Here is a 23244-nt window from a genome sequence, read left to right as displayed (position 1 = left end):
CCAATCATGACCTACTACCAGGCCGAAGATTTGGAGACACGCCCTAGCAGCGCCTCCAACGCACGCTCTACTCTGCTCGTCGGCGTCGTCATTCGCGTTCGCCCCCTTCGGTGTCGGCGTCGAACAGCGCAGAGGCTTCCGGGCTGGGGTCCGCGATGCCGCCGTGAACCCGGTATCGCCCAAGGGCGGGCAGCGGGCGCAAGCCGTCACCGACCGGCTCGACCAAGCGCAACACGCTCAATACCGACGACGCGACGTGGAGAACGGCTTCCGCCGTGACCTTGTGCCCCAGGATGGTCGCTACCCGACCGGCGACCTGTTCGGCGACACGCGACGCGAGTTCCATCAGCCTCGCCAAGGGGACCACGGCACCCGCACCCGAGGCGACTCCCGGTTCCGCCGCCAACAACCCGGCCAGCAACAGGGCCGCGAACTTCGGAGTGCTCTCCTGGGGGAAGCGGACGTCGGAAAGCTCGTCGTCGATGATCGCCGCTCCCTCCAGGCGCACCTCCACTCGGACGTCAAGCATCGAAGTCAGGTCGGCGACCAGAGCGTGTCTTTGCGCCCGGAAGTACTCGCGCTCGGCCTCGGAAACCTCTTCAAGATAGAGGACGGGATCTTCCACCAACCGCCGCATCAGGCCGTGGCGGCGAGCGCGGTTGTGTCCGTCGGGGGTGTCCGGGATCGTTTCGGCGATGAGCCCCGCAGGTGTGCCTGCGCGAGTCGGAGGCACCGGGCACGCGAGCATGAGGGCCGCGGCGCGGTGGTCGATGTCGTAGATGGCGTCACCGTCGCCCGTGACGTAGCTGTGCTCGTCCTGAGCCGTTGACGCGTCGCCCCGCGTGGGCACAAGTACACCGTGGTCGACCAAGAGCCGGATCGCTGCGACCAGGTCACGTCGTTCTGCGAACACCATCGCGTCGTAGGTCCTGATAGCGGGTCTGGCCGCGGACAGCCGCTCCACCAGCTCGGCCAACTCGCTGATCACCGTCTGCTCGCGGAACTCCTCCAGACCGGCGAGGATCAGGCAGTACAGCACCGAACAACGCTGACCCGGCGCGTCGCCGGCGACGCCGGTGAGAACCGCCGGCACCTTGTGCAGCCGCACCACATCGCGCTCCACGATCAGCTTCCAGCCCAGTGCGTTGTCGAACCACCGTTGCAATCGCTCCTGGTTCACCGGTCGTCGGATCGTCGCCGCAACCGCGGCGTCGGGTCCACCGGACCTCAGCAGTGGGCGGGCAAGCAACGTGCGGGCCGCCAGCCTCAAGTCTTCCTCGTCGATCTGGTCGTTCATCTATCCCCGTTGCGCAGGTCTATGACGGTGAGTTCGAAGTCTTCCAGGGCGATGTCGCCGCGGCTGGTGCGAACCACGGCTCTCGGCCTCCCGCCCCGATCGGCGGGCAGCGACCGGAGGGTGATCCGCAGGCGGCCATCCGGTGTGCAGGCCGTCCGGCACCGCTCAGTGTCCATTTGAACCGAAAGGACGGCGTTCAGGCACCGCAGCAGCACGTCCAATTCATGGTCGTCCAGCGCGGGCAGCCGCGACATCAGCACCGGTGACCGGGAGGTGAACGTCGTGATCGCGGCGTCGGCGACTGCTCGCTCTCGCGCTTCCCGCACGGCCAGTTGCCGCTTGACGACCGAGGGGTCGCCCACTCCCGATGGGCGTCCGGTCTTGGCGCGCGGCCCTTGTTTGCGCAATCGCGCCTCGACCGGCACTGGAGGCGTCTCCCACCAGCTCGCTTTCGGCCTGAGGTCGAGGTCGCTTTCGGCCGCGTGCACACCACCCAGGTGGCGCACGGAGTGCATGCCGAACGCTGCTCGCCACAACGCGGCACGTGCCGAAGGGTCAGCGGTTCCTGCGAACCAGTCGGCCAACGTGAGCAGGTCGGCGGCCCGGTTGAGCCGGCGGAACCGCTGTTCGTTGAGCCTGCGAACGGTCGACACGATGCGGTTGACGGCCTCCGCCGCTCGATCCTCCAAGGTCTGCGCGACCGGCGGGCGGCCGGCCTCACCGAAGAACCAACTCCGCAGACCGCTCCACTGCCGGCTCAACATCTCAGTGTCCTGCGCCACAACCTGCTGGAACGGCACGTGGAGCGATGGTGCGGCTTCGTGGGCTGCCAGTCGGGGCAACAGCTGGATGATGCCCGCTGCCTCGGCCCGGCCGATCTCCGCCGCGATGGGCGAGGCGTACCGCGTCAAGGCGAGGACGAACGTGCGCAGGTAGAGTACGACGACATCTTTGTAAGCGAGGAATACCTCGGTCGTCAGCTCTGTGTTCAACTCCAGTGCCCGGTTCAGCCCTTGAACGAAGAGCTTCGCGTTGTCTGACAGTTGGGTGAAACCGTTGACGATGCGTTGCAACGAAGCGTAAGCCCCGGTGAGCGGGATCGTGGAGTTCCTACCCCGACCTTCGTCCACTTTCGGCGTGATCATGCCGACCAACTCCCGAAGAGCGGAGAGCACCTCCGGCAACATCGAGGACTGGAGGGCACCCGTTGCGCCGAGTTCAGCGTCGATCGCGGTCAGCGCTTGGTGGACCTGCGCGCCAGTGGGCGTCAGTTGGTAGAGGTAGTCCTTGCGAAGGTACTCCTGATAAGTCCCCTTGCGATGCGTGTTCTGTATCCGGTCCACGTTGCCCCACTCGAAAAGGCTCTCCAGCAGGCGCGGCACATCCGGCACGTGGACCGGTTCGGTGAGCAGCGCCAGCTTCTGCCGTACACGCTGCTCCACCTCGGCTGTGGGCAGATGCAGCCCCAGGCGGGCTTCCTGTTCGAGCAGGACATCGAGGATCAAGCGGTAGAACGGAGCGTGCTCCGCATTGAGGTAGGTGACCACCGGCATGCGGCTGGGCAGCGCCAGCAGGACGGCATCGGCCTCGGTGCCGTTCCCCGTATCCGAGGGAGCTTCGGATATCACCGACCGCAAATCTACAGATCTCTCGCCCAAGTCCATTCGCCGTGGAATCCCTCCCGCGCCAGCCGTCCGGACGACGGGCCATCCGCACACCCGATTCGTTCCGCGTTGTAGAGTACCCGTCACCCCGCAACTCAACGACAAACTGCTCACGACCGTCTCGAAACGGTGTGCTCGGCATGGAGGGATCCGTGGCGCACCGGAACGAGTCGGCCGAGCACTCCGGCGACCGATCGCTGCACTTCGACCCCTTCACCCTAAGAGTCGATCTTGACTTCGGAGTGTTCATCCCTGACGCGAATATCCTGCTCGACCTCTACCGGCTTCCACCGCATCACCGAGCCGAACTCTCCGACGCGTTGTGGACCGTCGTCGACCGATTATGGGTGCCCCACCAGGCAATGAGCGAGGTTCTCAACGTCCGGCCGGGCGTCATGGAGACGTTCCGCCGCGAGATAGGCAACCGGAGTCGCGCGGTGGCCGCCGACTACGACAAATTGGAATTTCTCGTTCGGCGGGACATGCGCGAGTGGCGCATCGACAAGCCGGACGCTGACCACGTGATCCTCTCCCTGAGAGCCGCGAAGCTCCACTACCAGCAGATCGCCGACTCGCGAGGCAACGAGGTGCCGGCTCAGGCGGAGCAGAAGATGATCGCCGACGTGACGAAAGAAATCGACCGCTTGACCACCGAACGCGTTGGCGCGCCTCCCGAGGAGCAAGAGCGTGCCCGCTGGATCAAGGACTCCCAACGGCGAGTGGTCGACCGACGACCTCCGACAGCGGCGGACCGCGGCAAACGTGAGCCGATCCGGCACAACGATTGCCTCATCTGGCACCAGATGCTGAAGTTCGCCCGTGAGCACGGCCGCGGACGCCCCATCGTCCTCATCACCCGGGATCTGAAGGAAGACGGCTGGGTGGAGTACCGCGACAGGCGACCGTCCGGCGCCCACCCGCTGCTCGTCGAGGAGATGCACGCCGCCGCAGGCAGCCGGTTCGTCGTCATCACCGCGCAGCACCTGCTTTCCTACGTGCACGAGCAGCGCACCACATTGTGGCGAGGCGATCGGGGCTGGGGCCCGGACGCCGACCAGGGAACCCTTCGCCCCATACGTTCCCTCCTGCCGTGGAACGAGTAGGCCCAGGTGGCCAACGCCGTGGCGGAAGCTCGGTGCAGGGGTCGCCGCCACCGAACACCTCGCGTGAACCGATCAGCGTGTTCGAGGGCGGGTAGACACCCCCGGCAGGGCGGACTGCGGCGTGGCGGGGTCGAGGAGCCAGAGCACCACGTCGCCATTGGACGGGCCGGTGAAGGTGAAACCCAACACCCGCGGCCGCGACGTCCAAGCCCGCAACGTCGTCACCGCCATTGAGAACAGCCTCGGTGCCTCCCCCTTGTGATCCCGCGGCTCGGGTCGAGGTCGGCGGCCAGAACCAGCACGGTCATGCCGGGTCTCCCCGGTGCGGTCCATGTGAAAGTCGTGGCGCCAGTCCTCCGAGGCGCCCTCGTCGCCGTCGAGACCGACTCGGCCAACGGGTCCGCAGCCAGCACGTCGACCAGCCGCTGCCCGGCCTCGGTCACCGCGGCCTGCAACCGAGGATCGTAGGGCCGCGAAGGAATGCGGCGACGTACGCGGCTTCGAACAGAACCAGGTCGTCTGCGTTCATGGAGCAACGCCCGAAGACCTTCACTTCGCCGACGTCGTGACCCTCGACGCGCCGGAGGACCGCTGAGCCCGGCGGTTTCGACGAGGCGAGGACGATCGGTGCTGTGCGACGATCGACCGTGATCGGGTGGCCGGAGCGAACGAATAACCGTGATAAGCGCTTCCCGGAGGTCAGCTTATGCTGGATTGCCACCACGTGTAGTGTTCGTCGCTTTGCCGGGGCACATAGTTCGCCAGGTCTCGGACGGATCGGAGGGCAAGAGCGATTTCACTTGCCGTGAGGCCGGCCCCAGCGGCGTAGTCGCGAAGGATCACGGTGGTTCCGATCGGCATGTCGAGCCCTAGTTCCTTAGCGACTCGCCGCGCCTTTCGGTCATCAGTGGCCACATGGAGTGACCGAAACCTTGCGATTGCGAGCGTCGCGGCTTCGCCGTCGTCGATGTCTCGAGCAAGCTCAACGTAGACGTCGACCTCCGGCGCGTCGAGGGTCACGACGTCAGCGAAGTGAAGCTCTTCGGGCCCTGCTCCGCGAGCGTGGACGACCTGGTCATGCTCAAAGCCGCGTACTTCGCCGCATTCCTTCGCAGCTTGGAGTGCCATCAGGAAGCGGAGGTCGAGAACCTTCGCGATGTCCTCGATTCGACCGGTCGCCAGCAGGTTGATGGCGATACAAGCGTCCAAGAGGAGCGGTTTCCGCACGACCACCTGTCACTCCACGCTGTCGAGTAGATCGACGGTCTGCGACTGGCCGTCCTCGCCGACATCGGGCGTGGAGGTGAGCTTGTGGAACTCTTTCCGCGCATCGACGACGCTCATGTCCAGATACTGCGCGTACTGCGTTTCGGTGATCTCGCCGTCGATGAAAAGTTGGGTGGCCAGGGTGCGGTAATGGTACGGCAGCGGTTCTCCGCTGTCCGGCACGGGTGCCAGGTTGAGGGTGTCGGCTGCGGCACGCGGCTGGAAGTTGTGATCCTTCAGCCTGTCCCAGGTCCCGTGCTTGACCAGGTTGAGAGTCTCCAGGCGAAGACACAATGCCTGCACCGACACTCGGTATGTGTGTGCGAGCTGGACCAGAGTGGTCGGTGTCGCTTTGCCACCGTTGTCCTGCTTGAGCTCATGGAAGCGGCGGAGCACTCCGTTGCGGGGCATAAGGAAGTTGGCGGCGAAGGCTTCGGCGAAGCGCTCGGAGTCGTTGGCGCGACCCGAACCCAGCCGGGTCACCTCGGGCCTGTCACGAGATGCGAGGTAGTGGGCGTACTCGTGCGCCATCGTCCAGCGTCGTCGTTGCGGAGGGTGGTTCCGGTTGACACCGGCGCAGCCACCCAATGGCTCGACGGTGATGAAAACACCAGCCACTTTGGACGGCAGGTCGAGCAGGAACACGCGAAGACCGACCTCCACCTCAAGAACCTCTCGTAGCCACTGAAGCGGCCCGTCGCCCAAGCCGAGCCGGTTCCGTTCCTCGGTGGCGAGCGCTTCGCCGGCCTCTTCGGGGCCCAGGTAGTCGGTGACCCTCACAGCCGGTGGACGGCCGGGCAGGCGGTTCTGCGATCGACGCAGCAGATCCATGTAGTTGTCAGCGAAGCGTTCCAACTCGCCGACGGCCTGCTCCAGGTCACTGTCGACAGGGCTCGTCATCAGGCCGGTGCGAAACCTGGCCCGGAGCGACGCCGGCGGCCTGGAAGGCCGCAGCAGGTTCGCGACGTCTCGTCCGTACACCTGGGCGAGCTTGACCAGTTCCGCAGGACTGACGGCGCGGGTGCCCTTCTCCATCGCGATGAGCGTCGGCCGACTGATACCCAGTTCACCCGCAACTTGGGCTTGGGTGAGCTTCGCAGCCTCCCGCGCGTCCCGAATCCGAGCGGCCAGCGCCTCGGTCGTCCCGTGCTCATCCACCGTGGTTTCCATCGCTCGCATCCTGAAGGCAGTCGCCGAACCAATCCTCGACCCGTAAACCTAGCGAGTCGAGCAAAGACGGCCATTCACGGGTGTAGGTGGCGAACATCCTGGTCAACACGCCTGGTGCGACGTACCGTGCGGTGCTTGCCAGCGCGGGGAACTCCTCGAGCAGAGCCGACCACGGTGTGCCGGGCCGCAAGCAGTCGGCGAGCCTCGACGCCTGCCACAGCATGGCGATCAACTCCCTTGTCCCGACGCCAGCCTCCACACGGTACGACAACTGATCATCCAGGCGGGGATAGGTGGAGGCCGCCACGGCCTGCCTTCGTAGAAGGCACGACGTGCAGATGCCACACCGCGGGTGCCCCTTAACCCGCGATGCGAAGCTCGTGTCGCACGAAACGCTCTCCGACAACGCCCTCAACGAGCCGGCGGGCACAGCCGACACGACCTCGGCCTTCGTCATACCGAGAAACGGGTTGTGAATCTTGAAGTCCTCGCCGGTGAGCGCGTGCACCAGGGCCTGCATGAGCGCGACGGTCTTGGGGTGGGCCGACCTCGTGGCCTGCGCTCCAAGTTGCGAGCCGATGTAGGGCAGGTTCACCGCGCCAATGCCGTTCTCACAGAACCACAGCCGACGCGCTCCCAAGGTCAACGCGGTAGCGACCCCTGAAGCCAGGAACAGAAGGCCACGCGACCGTTGCGAAGACTCCCTCGCACCATCCCTTCCGGTAAGGCGCCGCTTGAGATTCACCTTGTACCGGACGTGTTTAGACTCGTCGAAGCCGAGCCAGCTCAGCACCCTCCGCTGCACCCCTGCCATGTGACCGTTGGTCACGACGCTGACCGGAAGCAGTGGATTGGCGGTGCCGTGCACGGCGAGCCCTGCCGTCGAGTCCAGGCCACCCGAGAACAACACAGGTTCGATGTCGTCGGGCAGAAGATCCAGGAGGTAGCCCTGCCGGGACGCCAATCCTCTGCCCTCGGCCTGGACGAACGAGCAGTCCCAGCGATCGTCGGTCAGCCACTCGAGCAGCATGTGGATCTCGTCCCGCGACGCGGACCATCGGTCCACCTCACGAACAGGGATGACCGCCCGGATACTGCGGCCCCAGTCGCCCCCGCTACCGAGACCACCGTAGTAGGGACGCTTGACCATACGGTCGATCGCGTGCACGGACGCGGCGATGTCCAGCAAGTCCGCGGCCACCGCAGGGAGATGCCGGGACAACAGGTCGACCACTCCAGCGCCGTCAAGCCGTGCGTCCACACCGAACCGAACACGCTGCTCGTCCGGAACCGAGTCCGACCAGAACCGGACCACTGCGTCGGAGGGTGTGACGTCAACGGTCTTCACAGGTCGTCCAATCCCGTATCCAACAGTTCCCTCAAGGGTTTCACCGATGTACGCCGATCCGGCGCACGAAGCCCCTCCCCTGTGGGGCGACGCACCAGTCGATCGCTCAGGTCATCCATCAGCGGCGTCTCGTACAGGCTCTTGAACTCAACCCGCAAGTCCGCCATCGAGCGCCCGGCGGTGACCAGTCCAGGCACCAGCTGGTCGAGACAAGCCTTCGCCACCCGACGTAGGAACCGCGCAGCGAGCAAGTCAGCAGCGGCCCTCGGCGAGGTCAAGTTCGTCTCCAACTGCATCCTCGCGGCCAACGGCTGAGCCACTTCGTCAAGCAATCGCCGCAGGACGGCGCCTTCTGCCGTCCGGCTGACCGCGACAACCCTTCTACTCTCCGCCCCGCTACCACTACGCGCGCAGAGCTGTGCCGCTACAGCGTGAAGGTTCGGTACGCCGCCCAGGACCCGGACGGTGTCGGCAAGCGCGGAAACGAACGCATCCTCGGCCTGAACCGCCGGCGCGCCCGACTTCAGCAGGTTGTACAGCTTGCGCCACTTCGCCCCGACCCGCCAGACCAGGTAGTCGCCGTCCGGCATGTCGCCTCCTTACGTCTTGACACGAGGCTACGCCTACAGTGCATCTACCTGTCAAGATGTAAAGCTTGCTTCTCGCGGTGCGGGCCTCGCCACCGCCATGACGGTCAAGCAGGAATCAGCCTCGTGCCGGCTCACACGACCACCGGCACCCTGTCTGCTTCCGCAGGCTTGCCCAGCGCCTCACAGGGCAAGCCAGTGTCGACGACGCGTGAATGCTGGATCTGGCACGGTTTCCGTGATTGCCGAGGCGTGTCGTCAGTCGGCGAGCAGGATGCGTTTGCGGAGCAGGTCGGGGTTGGCTCGTCCGTACATCTGCCTTTTGATCATCTTGATGCGGTTGACGTGTCCTTCGACGCGGCCGGAGTTCCAGGGCAGTGTCAGGCCCGCGGTGACGGCGTCTTGGTCGCGTCGTAGCCCGGTCACGAAGGAGTGCAGCGCGGGGAGGTCGTCGTTCTCCACCGCAGCCGTCCACTCCTCCAGGCGCTCCCCGCGCAGGTCGCACATCATGGTGGCGAACGAGCGCACATGTCCCGCCAGTGCGATGAGCTCCGGGCTTCGGGTCAGGATCTCGTCAAGCCGTCGCTGGTCGTCGTTGGTCATGTTCCTGGGGTTGCTCATGATCCAGCTCGCGACCCGACGGACCTTCGGCGCCGGTGGCGTCGGTTCGTGGACGGGTGCACCGGTGCGGAAAGGGCGCAGGTAGTCCCGCACGATCTGATACCGACCGCGGTAGCCGCGGGCCTTGATCTCCTCGAACAGCAGCGTCGCGTTGGTGCAGCCCGCGGTCCATCGCCGGTGCAGGTAGGGCTTGAACTCCTCGAGCAGGCTGGGTCTGCGTCCGGTGCCGTCGTTGGTCAGCAGTTCGTCGACACCTGAGGCGCGGACGAAACGACGGACCGTTCCCTTGGCCAGTCCGAGTTCGGCGACGATGGCACGGACACCGAGACCCTTACCGCGCAACCGGTGCACCGCGGCGTAGCGCTCACGGGTGCGGACGGCGATCCGGTCGGTCCGCATAACGCCCGGTGCCGTTGTCGATGCGGGCGGTGGGGCACCGGTCGGTGCGTCGATCGCCGACGTGGCGTCCTCGGGTGGTCGCAGGCAGGCGCGGTGCCGGGCGACGGTGCGTTCGACGGCGGTGGCCAGGTTGTTCCAGACGTGCCACCGGTCGGCGACCTGCAGCGCCTGCGGTGCGCCGAGACGGGCGCCTTCGGCGTACGCGCCGGCACGGTCGCGGCACACGATCTCCACCCCGGGATGCTCGCGCAGCCATGTGGTCAGGGTCCCGGCGGTGCGATCGTCGAGTACGTCGACCGGGCGGCCGGACTCGATGTCGACGAGCACCGTGCCGTAGACGTGTCCCCGGCGCAGGGCGAAGTCGTCGACGCCCAGCACCCTCACAACACCCGCCGGTGGGTCCGGCAGCGCCCGTACCAGCCTCAACAACGTCATCCGGCTCACGTCGACGGCCACGTGAGAGGTCAGCCGCGCGCCGGCCCGGCCGCCGAGCGCCAACGCGATGCGCTCCAGCATCCGACCCAGGCCGACGCTGCGGCGACCGTGCCTGATGGTCAACCCGGCGACCTGCTCGACGAACGTCGCCCGCGCACAGTGCTCGTTGCCGCAGAACAACCGCCGCACCCGCAGGTGGATCACCGTTTCCCGGCCGCCGACCATGAGATCGGACAGTCGACGCTCGTAGCGACTGTGTACCCGGCGTGATGCGAACCCGCAGGTCGGGCACGCCACAGCCCGGTCGTGAGTGGTGGCCCGGATCCGTACCGAACGACCAGCTGCGGACACCTTCTCGATCCGCAAGTCAAGCAGGTGAGGGAACACGACACCGAGTAACTCCGAGACCGACACGCGACATGATCAGCTACCAGTGCCTCATCACGGAAACCGTGCCAGATCCAATATTCCAGCGCCGTTGACAGCCAGGCGCTCGGACTTATCGGGGGGCCGCATCGACAGGGCCAGTGGATGAGCCGGTGATGGTCACGTCGAGCAGTGAGGTCATCGCGCTCGAAACCTTCGCGATCAACCCACGCACCGCCGCGGCACGAGCTCAAGTCGAACGACAGCGGGCCAGATCGATGGGCGGCAACGCAGACCGTCCAGGCACGACAGAAACGCAGCGAGCAGTCGAGGTAGTCGGCAATTCGCGCCCGGCCCGGTCGGTCGCGCGCGACTGGAGCCCATACTCGCAGGTCAAGGCCGGTTTCGGACGTTCGGCGCAGGTTGACGGCGGTTCACGTGACCGGGTGGTCCTTGGGGTCGGTTAGACAGATTCACCCGTTCGAGGCGACCCCATTTGGCGCTGGTCAAAGATCTGGAGCCACTCGCGCCTGATTTCGCTCCTAAACAGGATTCACCAAGATCGCGAAGTTACCGTTCCGTTACCAGGTCAAGATCAGCCCCGCAACGCGAAATAGCCCGCTGACCTGGGCATATACCCAAAGCCAGCGGGCTCCTTCAGACCGTCGGGACGACAGGATTTGAACCTGCGACCCCTTGACCCCCAGCGGGACAAGGGGTGTCCACAGTGGTTCGTTCAGGTCCGTTGTAGCTGGTCGAGTCCAGCGGCAGTCCAGGTCAGGGCCTCCATTCCGGCCCCGTCTAACAGGTCCGTGAGACGCCTGTGAGACGGGACCCGAGCACCAGAGGTCCTGTTCACGATGAGCACCACCCACTTCTCCACACCCACCACGCCGCTTCGACGGCCACCGCGGCGCCTTCGTCCGCCCTTCGACATGGAAGACGTCGGGTACCTCGACGACCGGCAACCGGATGAGAACACCGACCAGTGGCGCGCTCGCCGCCACGCCGACCGCGTCGCGGCTCTCCTGGAGCCGCTGGACGGTATCGAATTGGGCGAGCACGACCGGCGCGTCATCGAGTGGCTGGCCGACCACGACACGTCCGTGGTGGGCACCGTCGCCAGCCTCCTCTACCGCGCCCGCGCCGCAGGCGGTGCCTGGTGAGCATCGAGGCCATCGACTGGGCACTCAACCACGCCCCCATCCCCACCGACCGCAAGGACGCCTCAACGCTGGCGATCACGCTGATCGCACTCGCCAACCACGCCGGTCCTGACGGCCGTGACGCCTTCCCTTCGGTCGAGCGGATGATGCGCTACACCCGGCTGTCCCGGCGGACCGTCCAACGCTCGCTGCGATCGCTGGAGGAGCTGGGCCTGATCCGCGCAGGCAACACGCGCGTGCGCGACGCCAAGATCCCGGAGGCCAACGCGCGGCCACTGGTCTACAACCTCGTGCTGTCCGCCAGGTTGTCCACAGGCCCCGACGAGGAGCGTCAGGATGACGCCCCTCTGACCAGCAGGGGGCGTCAGCAGAAGCGTTTGGGGGCGTCAGCAGAGACCAGCGGGGGCGTCACCATGACGCCCAAACCGTCCTTTAACCGTCCAGGAAACCGTCCCGCGCCGAGCGCGCCCGATGGGCGCTCGGCGGTGCGGCCGGTGTGCGGGCAATGCGATGCTCGCGATCCCGACCCGGTCTCCGCGCGCGTGGTGTGGCTGGACGAGGACCGCACACGCTCAACGCCGTGCCCGCGCTGTGCGCCGCAGCGGAACGGTGGTGCCCGATGAGCCGCGTGCACCTCACCTACGCCGAGCCCGCCACCCTGGCGCACCCCGGTGGCTGGACCTCCCCGGCGTACTGCCTGGAGAACCAGGAGACCGCCGAACGACTGCGCGACGCGACCAACCTGCTGTCCGGCCGCAACGCCGCCGCGCGCCGCAGCTGGCACATCACCGACTGCCCCGGCGACAACTGCGGGGTGCGGCGATGACCACCCTCATTCCCTTCCCCGAACCGAGCGACGAGGACGTACAGCGCGCCGTGGCCGAAGTCGTGAAGTACGTGGCCGGACAGGCCCCGGCCGTATCCGACCCGACCCCGGCCGTCGTACCGCCAGCCACCAGGCGGGTCCGGGAGTTGCGCGCAGAGGTGGACGAGGCGCACGCGCTGCTGGAGTTGCAGGCGGACGCCGCGCCGCTGCTGCTCGACACCGACCGGGTGCGCCGCAGCCGTAAACGCGCCGCCGAGGCGGCCCGGCTGCACGCGCTGGCCCAGGACCCGGCGGCACGGGCGTGGCAGGCCGCGCGAGTGCGCCTGGTGCTCACCGTCGTGGCGCTGGTGGCGCTGGTCGGTGCGCTGGGCTGGTCCACTACGGGCGTGCACCACACCCTGACCCGGTCGATGACCGAGCGGGGCGCGGCATGGTGGGGCGCCTGGGCGGTCGAGCCGGTGATCTCGGCGGTGCTGCTGGTCATCGTCGGTGCGCGGGCGTTCCTGGCGACCAGGGGCCGGGTGCTGCGGCACCGGCACCTGACCGCGGTCGAGTACGGGGCGCTCGCGGTGACGCTCACCCTCAACGTGTGGCCGTACCTGCCGTGGATGTCGGTGCCGTGGCCGCAGTTCGACCCGATGCAGCTCCTCGCGCACGCCATCGGCCCGCTGGTCGCGGTCGGCGCGGTGGCGGTGCTGCCGGTGATCTGGTCGGCGTTCGCGGACCTGGACCACGGCCTACCGGTAGCCCCTACCGACACGTCTACCGGCCCGGCGTACAGGCACAACGCCCCCGACACGGCGGCGGCACAGCACGGGGCTACCGGGGACCGAGTGGCCCTACTGGTGGACCGCGCCCGGCGGTTGATCGCCGCCGGGCGGTTGCCCGCCGACCCGTCCGCGACCCGGTTGCGGGAGGCACTGGGGTGCGGCACTGACGCGGCCCGCGAGGTCCGCGACGCCCTGCGCAGGGGGACCGCATGAGCATGGCCGAGCAGAAGGCGGGAGATTCGGCAAGGTGATCCCGTCCCAACAGCTCCTGTGTTTGCCGGATCAGGGCCCGGGCAATGCACGCAGCGAGAACTGTGCGCCGTGCCGCTCGGTGAGCTGGTCACCAGAATCGAGTGCCGATCACGAACTCAAGAGCGGTCCTGTACGTCCTCGCCGAACACCGCATCGTTGATGCCCTCGCCAGGCACGGCATCGCCGCAGGCGGGCTTCGCCGGGTTGAGCGCACTCCACACCGCCCAGGCAATGGCGTACTCACGGGCATCCACGTAACCGGGGAACAGGACTTCGAGGCGTCGGACATCCACCAGCCTCACCGTGCCCGTGGACCACCGGCCACGCGATTCCCTAACTGGGCGACCTGGATGCGCATTGCGACCTCTGGTCCCGGTAGTCGAACTCGACAGCACCTCATCACCGAGTCACGAGGACCTCTTGTCAGTGGCCAGTTCGATCTCCCCGCTGGCGGCCACTTAGCGGGGAGGTATCTGGCCGTGTCATCGCTACGCTCGGTGAGCTTGTCTGCAGTCGGCCGCCCCATCGCCGGCGGACTGGACCATGTTCCATGGCGTACAGATGAACGTGCCTGGTTTCGCGCTCGGTGTCAGATCGTGATCGCCTGCAACGTGGCGGCGAGTTCACGGTCTGGACTGACGTTTCTGCCGTACAGCGGGCTGCAGGGGGTCGCGGCGAGCCGGACTGCGAGCGCGACGAGGTCCACGATGGGATCGTCGTCGTGGCGGATCTCTGCGAGGCGGGCGAAGTCGGTCATGACGCCCACGACGCTGCGGTTGGCGGTGACACCCAGCTGAGCGGTCTGCATGTGCCGCCGTTCCTGGTCGACGATCGCGGAAGGCGCGTCGAGGGCGGTCAGCACTGTGCCGATCTGCTCGGCGAGCCTGCCGGTCAGAGTCGCCGCAGGCGCCAAAGGCAGCAGCACGGGAAGCAACGTCGCCTCGTTGACCAGCAACACGACCCGCGGCCGCCAGAACAGGACCGTGGCATACCACGGGCCCAGCAACGTCGTGCCACGATCGTCGTCAGGCGCGGTGGACGGACCCACCAGACGCAGCAGCTTCTTGGTGGCACGCACGATCAACACCCGACCATCCTGCCTCGATCACGACCGCGGCACACCACCACGTCAGCCTTCGAGGCCGCCGCCGGTCACGGAAGCCCGGCTCGGTGCGGCTCGTCTGCGGCGGCGCGGACCGTTCCGACGTGACGAGCACGGCGGCAGGGCTGCGCCTGTCACCGACCGCGCATCTGGCCGCGAGCGGGGACTACAACTGACTACCATAACTAACCGTCCTCGGGGAATTTTCGCTGGCCGCTGACAGGACCTGCAGGCGGCGCACTGATGTCGTTCTCGGTCACCGCCTTGCACCGGTGGGCGAGGCGGTGGGCCAACCATCAGATCGAGTCGGATCACCTGTGGCCAGCGCGGTGCGCATCGCGACCAGTCCGAGCATGCGCTCTACGCTTCTGCCGGGCCTTCGTGCCCACCGCATCGTCACCTCGACACGATCGTGAGCGACCTGCTGCACGACCTGCTGAGCGCGGGACCGCTCCGGTGGTCGAACGGGCACACGACGCTCACCGTGGTCAACAGCTGGAACACCTTCAGCCAGAGCAAACTCATCAGAACCACCTACGAAGTCCAGGCGGACGCCAGCGAGGTCCGGTTACAGGAGGTCTTCCTCGATCTCGCCATGCGCGTTCCGTTCCCAATGATCGAGGAACACATCGGCGATGGTGTCTGCACTCACCAAGATGTTCGGGACGCGCTCAAGGACGCTCTGAGAGGCAGCGCCATCGCCGACCGCGTACGTGCACGTTGGGCCGAAACGACACGTCACACGATCATAATAAACTCACGAATTGACTAGAAAGCATAGAAAATAGGCATCGATCAAAATTTCGCATCCACGATCACCTGCAGCACACTCGAAATATAACACCAAAGAGAAAGCACTGAATCCTGCCACATTCACATCTTCCGCAGACTTTCCAGCACCCCAAAGTTGATCATCTCATCACGTTGAGGCGTTCGACCAGCGGACACCTCCTGCTACGACGCACACACGTACGTACCGCAGACCCTGGCTGCTCGCCGAACCACATCAGGCGACAGGGACCCCAAGCCGCACAGGAACGGACGTAGTCGCAAAAATGCGGTCAGCGTTGCTCAACTGCACACAATGACACGTGGGCACGATGTCGTATGTATGATCTCCGCACTTGACCAGAGCCGACAGACCACATCTCGCACACCACCCGAAACCTTGATCTTCTTCCGGAGCCCGGCGCGCCGGTTTCAGCGATTAGGGAGTTCCTCGGCAGTGAGCACGTGGACGATCCCGCCCGGCATGACCGGGAACGACGATTTGATCAGGATCGGTACCGGAGCAGCAGTTGACGAGCTGTTCGGCTGCCCCTCCCACCTCGGGGTGAAGGTCCGTCCCCGAGTCGTACCCCGACGACGTCCTTGGACACCCAGGCCCGAACTCGAGGGATTCCTCCTGCGCCCCGTCACGGACGCGTTGGACCGCGTCGAGCACGACGGGATCGATGAGGAGGAAGCGCTGGCCGAGGTCGAGCGGAGCAGCCCTCGATTACATCCGGGACTGATCGAGTTCACCAGACGCGCGGTGCACGGGTACCTGTCGGCCGAGGTGCCGGATGCCGGTGAGCTGGTACCCGTCCGGGACTGGTGGGTGATCAGCAGACCTGGTGAGCGCCATTGGGAACTCTTCGCGTGGGGGCGTCGGTATCACTCGGCCGACGGCCAGCATCGCGAGATCCGATTAGCCCGATCGAGCAACCCGGCCGATGAGGTCAAGATCGCTATCGCGGCCCACGTGGCCGCCTTCGGCCGCCCTGCTCTGTGGCCCCGTCCCTGGAAGGAGGTGTTCCAGACGCGCACGGGCCCACAGGTGTCCTACGTCCGCGTGGTGGAGGTGGACCTGGAGGGCCAACGCGCCGAGGTGCGATTCCAGGGAACGCCAACGGAAGCGGAGAGGTACTACGCCGAGCACGGCAGGAAGCGGGTGGCCGCCATCGTCGCCGGCGGGCCCGAGCAGCCGGGCCCGACGTGCGCGCAGTGCAAGCAGTTGACCAGTTGCGGGACGTTGCAGCGCGTGCCCGGCGTCCTCGGGCTCACCGCGAGACCGGCGCCGGTGCGCACGGTATCGGTCAGCGACCTGCGCTACTACAAGACCTGTCCGGCCCAGTACCACCTGCGAGCGCTGAAACTACCCAAGAGCTACGAGTACTCGGGCGAGGCCGAACTCGGTCAGGCGGTGCACGCCTGGCTCGAGGAGGCCCACCGAGGCGGCCGGGCTTGCGACCCGGCGGCGATGCCGACCGGCAAAATTCCCTGGACAGCGGGCCGTTGGCGGGTGGAGGGGCAACTCGCAAAAGACGGTGCCGACATGTTGCGGCGTCACCTCGAAGTCTGCGTGTTCCACCAATTCGAGGTGCCGACCGAGGTGCGTGTGGAACCGCGTCTCGCCGTGCACGACACGGCAGCGCAGGCAGTGGTGCTGGCCAAGCCGGACATGCTGTACCAGGAGGACGGCGGGTGGGTCTGGCGAGAGGTGAAGACGACAACTTCCCGCAGGTCGCGCTGGTACCACGACGATCTCCTCGACGAGTTCCCGCAGCTCGCCCTCGCCGTGCTGTTCCTGGCGCACGGAGTGCTCGGCGGCGAGGTCAACAGCGCCAGGGTCGAGTTGGAGGTTCTGCGCCCGCGGGGCGCGGAGATCGACGTAATCGACCCCACCGATCCCGAACGGGTGAACAAGGCCCGCCACGTCGTGCAACGTATGGCGGAGCCGTGGCGCGCGGACGAGGCCTTCGAGGCCCGGCCGGGCCGGGACTGTCGGGGGTGTCCTGTATCCAAGTGGTGCCCGAGCTTCCCGGGAGTGGATGTGTCGAACGAGGAGGAGTAGCGGCACGTGGTGACCACGAGAACGGCCGGACCGGCCGCGTTCTTCGACGGCGAGCCTTTGGCACGGATGATCGCATCCGCGTTGGTCGCGCTGTCGCGGCAGCGCACGCCGACCAGTCCGGTGTACGCGGACTCCGTGCAGGCCGCTTACAACCACCTGGTCCTGCTCTGCCTGCGCCGCGGCATGGCACCACCGGCCAGCGTGCCCGACATGGTGACGTGGGCGATGACGCTCCCCCTGCACGAGTGGCCGTTGGGCTTACCCGAGGACATGGACGCGGCAGACGGGTTGCTGGTCGACCCGAAGACGAGCATGCCCACCCAGCAATGCCTCGAATGGGTGGTGGCCGCGCAGAACGCCGCCGCCGAGCAGTACGAGAACGAGATCATGCTGGGCGTGGTCCAGCAGTGCCGGATCGCTCAGTCCCCCGACTCCTACACCGCGTTCCGCCGCCTGCTGATCACCCGTCCTGTGCTGACCGGTACCGACCTGGCGCTGCTGGGTGAGGACCTCGATCTGATCCTGCTGATGGACACGGTCAAGCGCTCGTACGAACCCGCTCCGGCGTCGTACCTGCGGGGCGGACAATACGTGCAATGCGCGCGCTGCGGGTGCCTGCTCGTACCGATTGACGGCGGTCAGTACCGGTGTGAGCTGGACCGCTGCCGGCGTGAGGGGTTCACCCAGATCGGGCGTCGGTTCGATGCCGCTCGCAGCAACGGCGTGCACCAGCTCAGCCGTCCGCTGCGGATGTTCATCACCGGTCCGGGGCTGGCTGAGATCGACCTGGAACAGGCACTGGTCGCCAAGGGGTTGCAGCCGGAGATGTGGCCGAACTTCGACACCTACGACCTGCGCATCACGCTGCCGAACAAGCAGGTGTGGGCGATCGACGTCAAAGACCGCGCGAACCCGGCGCTGCTCGCGAGAACCGCACGTCCCTTCACCGGCTCACCGCCCTACGACCGGGCGTTCCTAGTCGTTCCGAAATACCGGTTCGACGAACGCGAGGCTTATTCGCGAATCTTCGATCGACATGTTCCCGACGACGTGCGCAGTCGGGTCCAACTGTTGTCGGACACCGAGTTCCTCCGGGTTTTGGGCAGAGAGCTGAAGCGGATCAGGCGGGTGGGTGCCACCCGGTCGACCGACGGGAGTGCGTCTGATGCGTGATCGTGGCCGTTGGCACCGGCCTCTCACCGGCCAACTGAATCCTGCGTGGCCCCAGGCGTTGGCCTCGTTCACGTCGGGTGATCTGCTGGACGTCGAACTCGGCCTGTACCTGCTCGAAACGGTGATGCCGACACGGACCGTCGGCGATGCCTGGACCTTGTTCGGCGGATATCCCTACAGCGAGGTGTTCGGCGATGTCCGCACCACTGCTCAACGCCTTCGCGTCCAGCGGGCGCGCCACTACCTGTGGAGCATGCGCCGCCGGCGGGAGTGGCACTCTGCGATCGCCACATACCTCACCGTTCCCGAAGAGTTGCGTGGCTACGACGTCAAGGGCTTGGACGCCGTGCCCGAACGGCGTACTCCGACCCGTGCTGCCACTCGCTTCGTGATCTACGAGGACGTGCTGACCTCCTCGCCGCCATTCAAGCGCGATCCGCTGCCCGTCGCGGGGGTGGGTGAGTACCGGTTTCCCGTGCGCGACCGCTACCACTCGGTGGTTTTCACCGACGACCTCGTGCCTGGCCCGGCACCGCGTCCCCACGACCTGACCGCCCTTCCACCGGGGGCCTCCGCCCCGGTGGAGGTGGCCTGGAGCGAACTCGAGGACGCGGCCCGGACGATGGACCGCATCGAGAGAGCCCAGCCTGACCTGAAGCGCAATGAGTGGGAACGCCGTCTCGGACGAGTGAAGCTGCTGGTGCGCGACGACGAACGAGGCGAGTTCGCGCCGGACCCGGACGAGATGCTGCGAATCGACGGCCTGCTGAACCTGGTCGGCATGGTGGGTGCGGGCAAGTCGACGCTGCGAGACATCCTCGCCTTTTGGGCAGCCACGGGAAAACCCAGACGGAGGATCACGGTCGTCGTCGGTGACGTGGCCGAGGTGCTCGCCGTCGTGCAGCAGTTCCGTCGTCTGGGGATCGCGGCGGCACCGATCCTCGGCCAGTCCACCCGGGAGCGCAACATCGAGCGGCTTCACCGACGCACCGCCACCGCCGGTGCCGCAACGATGCTGTCGCACGACGACCCGAGCTTCGAGTACCTCAGCAGTGCCTGCCCACTCGACGCCCTGCGCGGCCTGGAGGCGGCCAGGCCGCTCGGCATCGGGGAAGCGCCCTGCACGTCGCTCTACCCGGTCTCTGAGCCCACGAAACAGGACAACAGCGTTCAGCTACCGGTTTGGGTTGCCGAAGAGTCCGACATGACCAAGGCGACCAAGAAAGAAAAACCGAAGCGCCACGCATGTCCTCTGTGGACGCGGTGTCCACGCCACCACGGTGCTCGGGAACTGGTCGATGCGACGATCTGGGTCGCCACTCCGGCGGGCCTCGTTCACAGCGGCATCCCGCAGCACCTGCACGCCGAGCGGCTCCGCTACCTGGAACTGGCCTGCCGGATGAGCGATCTGGTGATCGTCGACGAGGCGGACCGGGTGCAAATGCAGTTGGACACCGCGTTCGCCCCGGCCACCACGCTGGTCGGACGCGGCCCCAACTCGTGGCTGGATGAAGTGGCGGCGCACAAGGTCGTCGAACTCGCTCGCCGCGGCAGGCTCCAACTGTCCGCCCAGGACGTGGATGATTGGGCAAACGCAACCGACACTGTCACCTCAGCTACCGATCGCCTGTACGCCTTGTTGATCACGGATGCAGGTCTGCGCGCGTGGATCACCGAGGACTACTTCAGCGCCCTCACCCTCCATCAGTGGCTGATCAACAGCTGGTTCCCGAGCTCGCAAGGGGTTCAGGATCCAGATGAGGCCGAGGTGGTGCGGCGTGACGCGCGGATAGCGCGGGTTGACCGCATCCTGGACCGATTCCGCGACGACCCGCTCCAAGAACAGTCCATCACGACCCCGGCAGGCGATCCGGACGAAGAAGCAATCGTTGTCAACATTCTGGTCCACCTCACGCTCGAACTCCTGCACGCGCAGCGGGACTCCACGATCCGTGACCGGCTCCGCGGCGCCCTGCTCACTCTCATCGGTGATGACCACGGGATCACCGACGACCTCGGCCCTCATGTCACCAGGTTCGGGTTCACCCTGGTGCTGGCCGCGCTGCACCACCGGCTGGACCTCATGACGAGTCTGTGGCCACGTGTCGAAGCGGCGCTCAACCTGGAGGCCACCTCGAACGTGTTGTCCAGGCGCCCGCCGAAGGACTACGAGCCGATCATTCCCGAGTCGCCGATGGGCAATGTGCTGGGCTTTCAGTTCCAGCTCGGCGAGCGCAACCGCGATGGCGACCAAAGCGGTGAACTGCGGTTCTTCCGGTGCAGCGGTGTCGGCCGGGAGCTGCTGCTCCAGCTGCCGCACCTGCCTGCGGTCGACAACCGGCCGGGCCCCAACGTGATGCTCATGTCGGCGACCAGTTGGGCCGGCACGTCCAGCCGCTACCACGTCAATATCGAGGTCGGTGCCGTGCTGCGGCCACATGACGACGAGGTGCGGTCGGTGCTCGAGTCGAACTTCCGCAAGGAGTTCCTGTACTGGCCGGGCACATCCAAGGCTCTGAAACTGTCCGGCGCAGATGCGGAGCAGCGGCCGCAGGTGCTGACCCAGATGTTGCATCAGCTCGCGGTACCCGATCGAAGTCTCGCGGGCGCTACCAGTCTGCTGGAGCAGGAGCTGGCCGACATCGACGACCCGGATCGCCGCCGCATCCTGCTGCTCGTCGGCAGCTACGTGGAAGCCAAACGCGCTGCCGAGTACCTCAACGCGATCCCCGAGTGGACCGGCCGCGTCACGCTTCTCGTGTCCGACGATGCAGACCTCGACAACGCTTGGCGCACATTGCCCGGCGATCCGTCGCTGCGAACCCTCAGCCGCAGCAACGTCGCTTCGTTCGCGTCCGAGGGTGGTCAGATCCTGGTGGCTCCGCTGCTGGCCGTTGAACGTGGCCACAACATCGTCGTGCCCGGCGGTAAGGCCGCAATCGGCAGCGTCTACTTCCTGGCCAGGCCGCACCCACGTCCCGACGACATCGCCTTGGCCGTGCAGGCGATCAACGACTGGGCGGTGCGCCAGGTGCGCGGTCCTCATGCGCATTTCCGGCAGCTCGCACTCGCTGCGGGCACACCCGACCTCGCGGGCCTGGCCTTCCGCCGGGAGGCGCGCACGAAGTGGAACCGCTTCCTGACCCGGCAGTTGTCCTGGACCAGTCTTCCCCTCGACGAGAAGATCGCTTTCACCTGGGACCAGCTTGTCGTCATGTGGCAGGTGATCGGCCGACTGGTCCGCGGGGGTGTCGCAGCACGAGTCGTATTCGTCGACGCGGCGTTCTCCCCGCGGGAAGCAGGCCTGGAGGCATCGGACACGCCCGACACGAGTCTGCTGGAAAGCATGCGCTCCATCCTCGCCCCCTACTTCGACAAGAACTCCGCAGTTCCCGCCGTCGACAAGTCACTCGTCACCGCGCTCTACGAGCCGCTCCATCGGGCTCTCGTGGACATGGACTGACTACCCCGAACCAGGAAGATCGAGACCGTGGCCTACGCCGAGATCCAACAAGCCGCATTTCTGCCGAACCTCGAGGTACCGTTCACCCGCACCGTGCATACACTCGCCTTCCCCGCGGCGTGGCGCGACCCGATCCTCGATCTCTACACCTACGGCCGCACGGAATCAGCCAAGGCAAAGATCAAGAGCGTACCCATCCGGCGGCTCAACAGCCTCATGCGCGTCGTCGCCCCGGACTTGATTACCGTCGGCGCGTACGCCGCCTTCGACGAGAACAAGCCGTGGATCTACGCGGAAGAGCCGTACCCGCCGCGCGTGTTAAGCACCATGATCAACGCTTGGCTGAGGAACCTGAAGCCTACTGACGAGGCATACCAGCAGTTCCTCAAGACCGCCCGTTCATTGGCCGCTCACCAGCTGGAGTGGCAGGTCCGGGAAATCGACCTGCGCGAGCAAAGCACCTCACCCGGCGGCACCGCAGTCCCCCACGACCACCTGTACCGACTCGTACCAGAGATCGTCGCCGACCGCATTGCTCAACTCGACCCGTACGAGCACGCGGGCCATCAAGTGACGTTCCACAGGGTGGCGGTCGATGCTCGAGCCAGTGGTGCTGAACTGATGTCCTGGCCCCCACTGGAACATCCCGCGAAAGCCAAAGGCACCTCAAAGGTGGCCTACTACTCAGGCGTCATCCGCGTCTCCCTCCGCACCGTGCCCTTCTCACCGGTTCCGCGTGTGCAGATCAGCACCGGTATCCGCCGGTGGGTCAGCGGTCCGGTCTACTTCCCGGGCACCAACGGCGTCTCCACTTACCTGCTCGCAAAGGACCCGTTCGTGGAAGCCGGTACCCGTCCTCGGCGGTTCGCCGTCGCAATGCTGGAGTGGGACCGGAAGGCACGTCGTCCAATGTGGCGCCAGGGAGGTCCCGAGGGGTTGCTCACTCAAGTTTCTGCTGTGGACAACCTGCCGTCGCCCGACGTGTTCGCCAAGGAGCCCGAAGCCTGGCTACGCGGCGACGACCTGCAAGCTGCTGTGACGTTTCACGGCCGCATGAGATGGCACGCGGTCGGCACCGGCCTCATGCCCCTGGAACGTCGGCGACTGACCGAGTGGGCCGCGCAGGCACTGGAGCCCGAATTCACCTGGGCGCTGCCGCTACTACGGAGTGATCTCAAGCAGAATCCCGCCCGGGTTCTGGAGAAGAAGGTGCCAGTCCCGAAGGAGAAGCAAGAGGGCGAGAACGCCGAGCAGCGGGAGAGGGCGCAATTGGAGAACCTCGCCCGGGACAAGCGCAACGCCGAGAAACGGCGCTCCTTGGCTGCGGCGACTAACGACAACAACGTCAGCGCCGTGCTGTTCCACCAGACCAAGGAGATGCGCCAGCACATCGTCGACGC

Annotated in this window: 20 protein-coding genes; 11 read left to right on the top strand and 9 right to left on the bottom strand. The window is 66.4% G+C overall.

Features of this window, described 5'->3' with window-relative positions:
- Positions 1-88: 88 nt before the first annotated feature.
- Positions 89-1297 (bottom strand): TIGR02678 family protein, encoded by a 1209-nt coding sequence (locus A6A25_RS37085; protein ID WP_073898416.1) that lies wholly within the window; start codon positions 1295-1297, stop codon positions 89-91.
- Positions 1294-2925, bottom strand: coding sequence for a TIGR02677 family protein (locus A6A25_RS37080; RefSeq protein ID WP_158073894.1), 1632 nt, complete (start codon positions 2923-2925; stop codon positions 1294-1296). The genes A6A25_RS37085 and A6A25_RS37080 overlap by 4 nt, the downstream gene beginning before the upstream one ends.
- 188 nt (positions 2926-3113) lie before the next feature.
- On the opposite strand from A6A25_RS37080, the gene A6A25_RS37075 reads away from it, so the two are divergent.
- Positions 3114-4064, top strand: coding sequence for a PIN-like domain-containing protein (locus A6A25_RS37075; protein WP_143193663.1), 951 nt, complete (start codon positions 3114-3116; stop codon positions 4062-4064).
- 699 nt (positions 4065-4763) lie between these two features.
- On the opposite strand, the gene A6A25_RS37070 is transcribed toward A6A25_RS37075, so the two are convergent.
- The 5 genes from A6A25_RS37070 to A6A25_RS37050 all read right to left on the bottom strand — a co-directional run bounded on the left by A6A25_RS37070 (position 4764) and on the right by A6A25_RS37050 (position 10241).
- Positions 4764-5297 (bottom strand): hypothetical protein, encoded by a 534-nt coding sequence (locus A6A25_RS37070; RefSeq protein ID WP_073898410.1) that lies wholly within the window; start codon positions 5295-5297, stop codon positions 4764-4766.
- A 3-nt stretch (positions 5298-5300) separates the two neighbouring features.
- Positions 5301-6500, bottom strand: a complete 1200-nt coding sequence (locus tag A6A25_RS37065; protein ID WP_158073893.1) for a helix-turn-helix domain-containing protein — start codon at positions 6498-6500, stop codon at positions 5301-5303.
- Positions 6481-7848 carry a 7-cyano-7-deazaguanine synthase gene (locus A6A25_RS37060; protein WP_073898406.1) on the bottom strand — a complete coding sequence of 456 codons (1368 nt, stop codon included), beginning with the start codon at positions 7846-7848 and terminating at the stop codon, positions 6481-6483. Before A6A25_RS37060 ends, A6A25_RS37065 begins: the two co-directional genes overlap by 20 nt.
- Positions 7845-8438, bottom strand: coding sequence for a hypothetical protein (locus tag A6A25_RS37055; protein WP_073898404.1), 594 nt, complete (start codon positions 8436-8438; stop codon positions 7845-7847). The genes A6A25_RS37060 and A6A25_RS37055 overlap by 4 nt, the downstream gene beginning before the upstream one ends.
- Before the next feature lie 255 nt (positions 8439-8693).
- Positions 8694-10241 (bottom strand): ISL3 family transposase, encoded by a 1548-nt coding sequence (locus A6A25_RS37050; protein ID WP_274534381.1) that lies wholly within the window; start codon positions 10239-10241, stop codon positions 8694-8696.
- A 176-nt stretch (positions 10242-10417) separates the two neighbouring features.
- On the opposite strand from A6A25_RS37050, the gene A6A25_RS43650 reads away from it, so the two are divergent.
- The 5 genes from A6A25_RS43650 to A6A25_RS37030 all read left to right on the top strand — a co-directional run bounded on the left by A6A25_RS43650 (position 10418) and on the right by A6A25_RS37030 (position 13231).
- Positions 10418-10723 carry a hypothetical protein gene (locus A6A25_RS43650; RefSeq protein WP_143193662.1) on the top strand — a complete coding sequence of 102 codons (306 nt, stop codon included), beginning with the start codon at positions 10418-10420 and terminating at the stop codon, positions 10721-10723.
- Positions 10724-11191: 468 nt separating this feature from the next.
- Positions 11192-11422, top strand: coding sequence for a hypothetical protein (locus A6A25_RS44435; protein ID WP_073898401.1), 231 nt, complete (start codon positions 11192-11194; stop codon positions 11420-11422).
- Positions 11419-12045 (top strand): helix-turn-helix domain-containing protein, encoded by a 627-nt coding sequence (locus tag A6A25_RS37040; protein ID WP_073898399.1) that lies wholly within the window; start codon positions 11419-11421, stop codon positions 12043-12045. Before A6A25_RS44435 ends, A6A25_RS37040 begins: the two co-directional genes overlap by 4 nt.
- Positions 12042-12248, top strand: a complete 207-nt coding sequence (locus tag A6A25_RS37035) for a hypothetical protein (protein WP_073898397.1) — start codon at positions 12042-12044, stop codon at positions 12246-12248. Before A6A25_RS37040 ends, A6A25_RS37035 begins: the two co-directional genes overlap by 4 nt.
- The gene (locus tag A6A25_RS37030) at positions 12245-13231 is read left to right on the top strand and encodes a hypothetical protein (RefSeq protein WP_073898395.1); all 987 of its coding nucleotides are present in this window, start codon (positions 12245-12247) and stop codon (positions 13229-13231) included. Before A6A25_RS37035 ends, A6A25_RS37030 begins: the two co-directional genes overlap by 4 nt.
- 155 nt (positions 13232-13386) lie before the next feature.
- Here the strand turns inward: A6A25_RS37030 and A6A25_RS44430 are convergent, their stop codons facing one another.
- Positions 13387-13563, bottom strand: coding sequence for a hypothetical protein (locus tag A6A25_RS44430; protein WP_158073892.1), 177 nt, complete (start codon positions 13561-13563; stop codon positions 13387-13389).
- Positions 13564-13859: 296 nt separating this feature from the next.
- On the bottom strand, positions 13860-14357 hold the full coding sequence (locus A6A25_RS37020) for a DUF6933 domain-containing protein (RefSeq protein WP_073898391.1): 498 nt from the start codon (positions 14355-14357) through the stop codon (positions 13860-13862).
- A 427-nt stretch (positions 14358-14784) separates the two neighbouring features.
- On the opposite strand from A6A25_RS37020, the gene A6A25_RS37015 reads away from it, so the two are divergent.
- The 5 genes from A6A25_RS37015 to A6A25_RS36995 all read left to right on the top strand — a co-directional run.
- Positions 14785-15144 (top strand): hypothetical protein, encoded by a 360-nt coding sequence (locus A6A25_RS37015; RefSeq protein ID WP_073898389.1) that lies wholly within the window; start codon positions 14785-14787, stop codon positions 15142-15144.
- Between the two features lie 654 nt (positions 15145-15798).
- Complete coding sequence (locus A6A25_RS37010) at positions 15799-17208, top strand: PD-(D/E)XK nuclease family protein (protein WP_198932991.1); 1410 nt, start codon at positions 15799-15801, stop codon at positions 17206-17208.
- A gap of 9 nt (positions 17209-17217) precedes the next feature.
- On the top strand, positions 17218-18381 hold the full coding sequence (locus A6A25_RS37005; RefSeq protein WP_198932990.1) for a restriction endonuclease-related protein: 1164 nt from the start codon (positions 17218-17220) through the stop codon (positions 18379-18381).
- Positions 18374-21844, top strand: a complete 3471-nt coding sequence (locus tag A6A25_RS37000) for a signal recognition particle (protein ID WP_073898418.1) — start codon at positions 18374-18376, stop codon at positions 21842-21844. The genes A6A25_RS37005 and A6A25_RS37000 overlap by 8 nt, the downstream gene beginning before the upstream one ends.
- Positions 21845-21871: 27 nt before the next feature.
- Positions 21872-23244: pPIWI_RE module domain-containing protein (locus tag A6A25_RS36995; RefSeq protein WP_143193661.1), on the top strand; the 1373-nt coding region annotated here is incomplete at its 3' end.

Origin of the sequence: Saccharothrix sp. CB00851, from assembly GCF_001905065.1 — a bacterium.
GTDB lineage: Bacteria > Actinomycetota > Actinomycetes > Mycobacteriales > Pseudonocardiaceae > Actinosynnema.
The sequence above is the reverse complement of the archived record's forward strand: the minus strand, read 5'-3'. Positions and strand labels throughout refer to the sequence as shown.

Coding starts and splice junctions, on each gene's coding strand:
- A6A25_RS37085 (WP_073898416.1), bottom strand. CDS start 1,297: ATGAACGACCAGATCGACGAGGAAGACTTGAGGCTGGCGGCCCGCACG.
- A6A25_RS37065 (WP_158073893.1), bottom strand. CDS start 6,500: ATGGAAACCACGGTGGATGAGCACGGGACGACCGAGGCGCTGGCCGCT.
- A6A25_RS37055 (WP_073898404.1), bottom strand. CDS start 8,438: ATGCCGGACGGCGACTACCTGGTCTGGCGGGTCGGGGCGAAGTGGCGC.
- A6A25_RS44435 (WP_073898401.1), top strand. CDS start 11,192: ATGGAAGACGTCGGGTACCTCGACGACCGGCAACCGGATGAGAACACC.
- A6A25_RS37035 (WP_073898397.1), top strand. CDS start 12,042: ATGAGCCGCGTGCACCTCACCTACGCCGAGCCCGCCACCCTGGCGCAC.
- A6A25_RS37030 (WP_073898395.1), top strand. CDS start 12,245: ATGACCACCCTCATTCCCTTCCCCGAACCGAGCGACGAGGACGTACAG.
- A6A25_RS37000 (WP_073898418.1), top strand. CDS start 18,374: ATGCGTGATCGTGGCCGTTGGCACCGGCCTCTCACCGGCCAACTGAAT.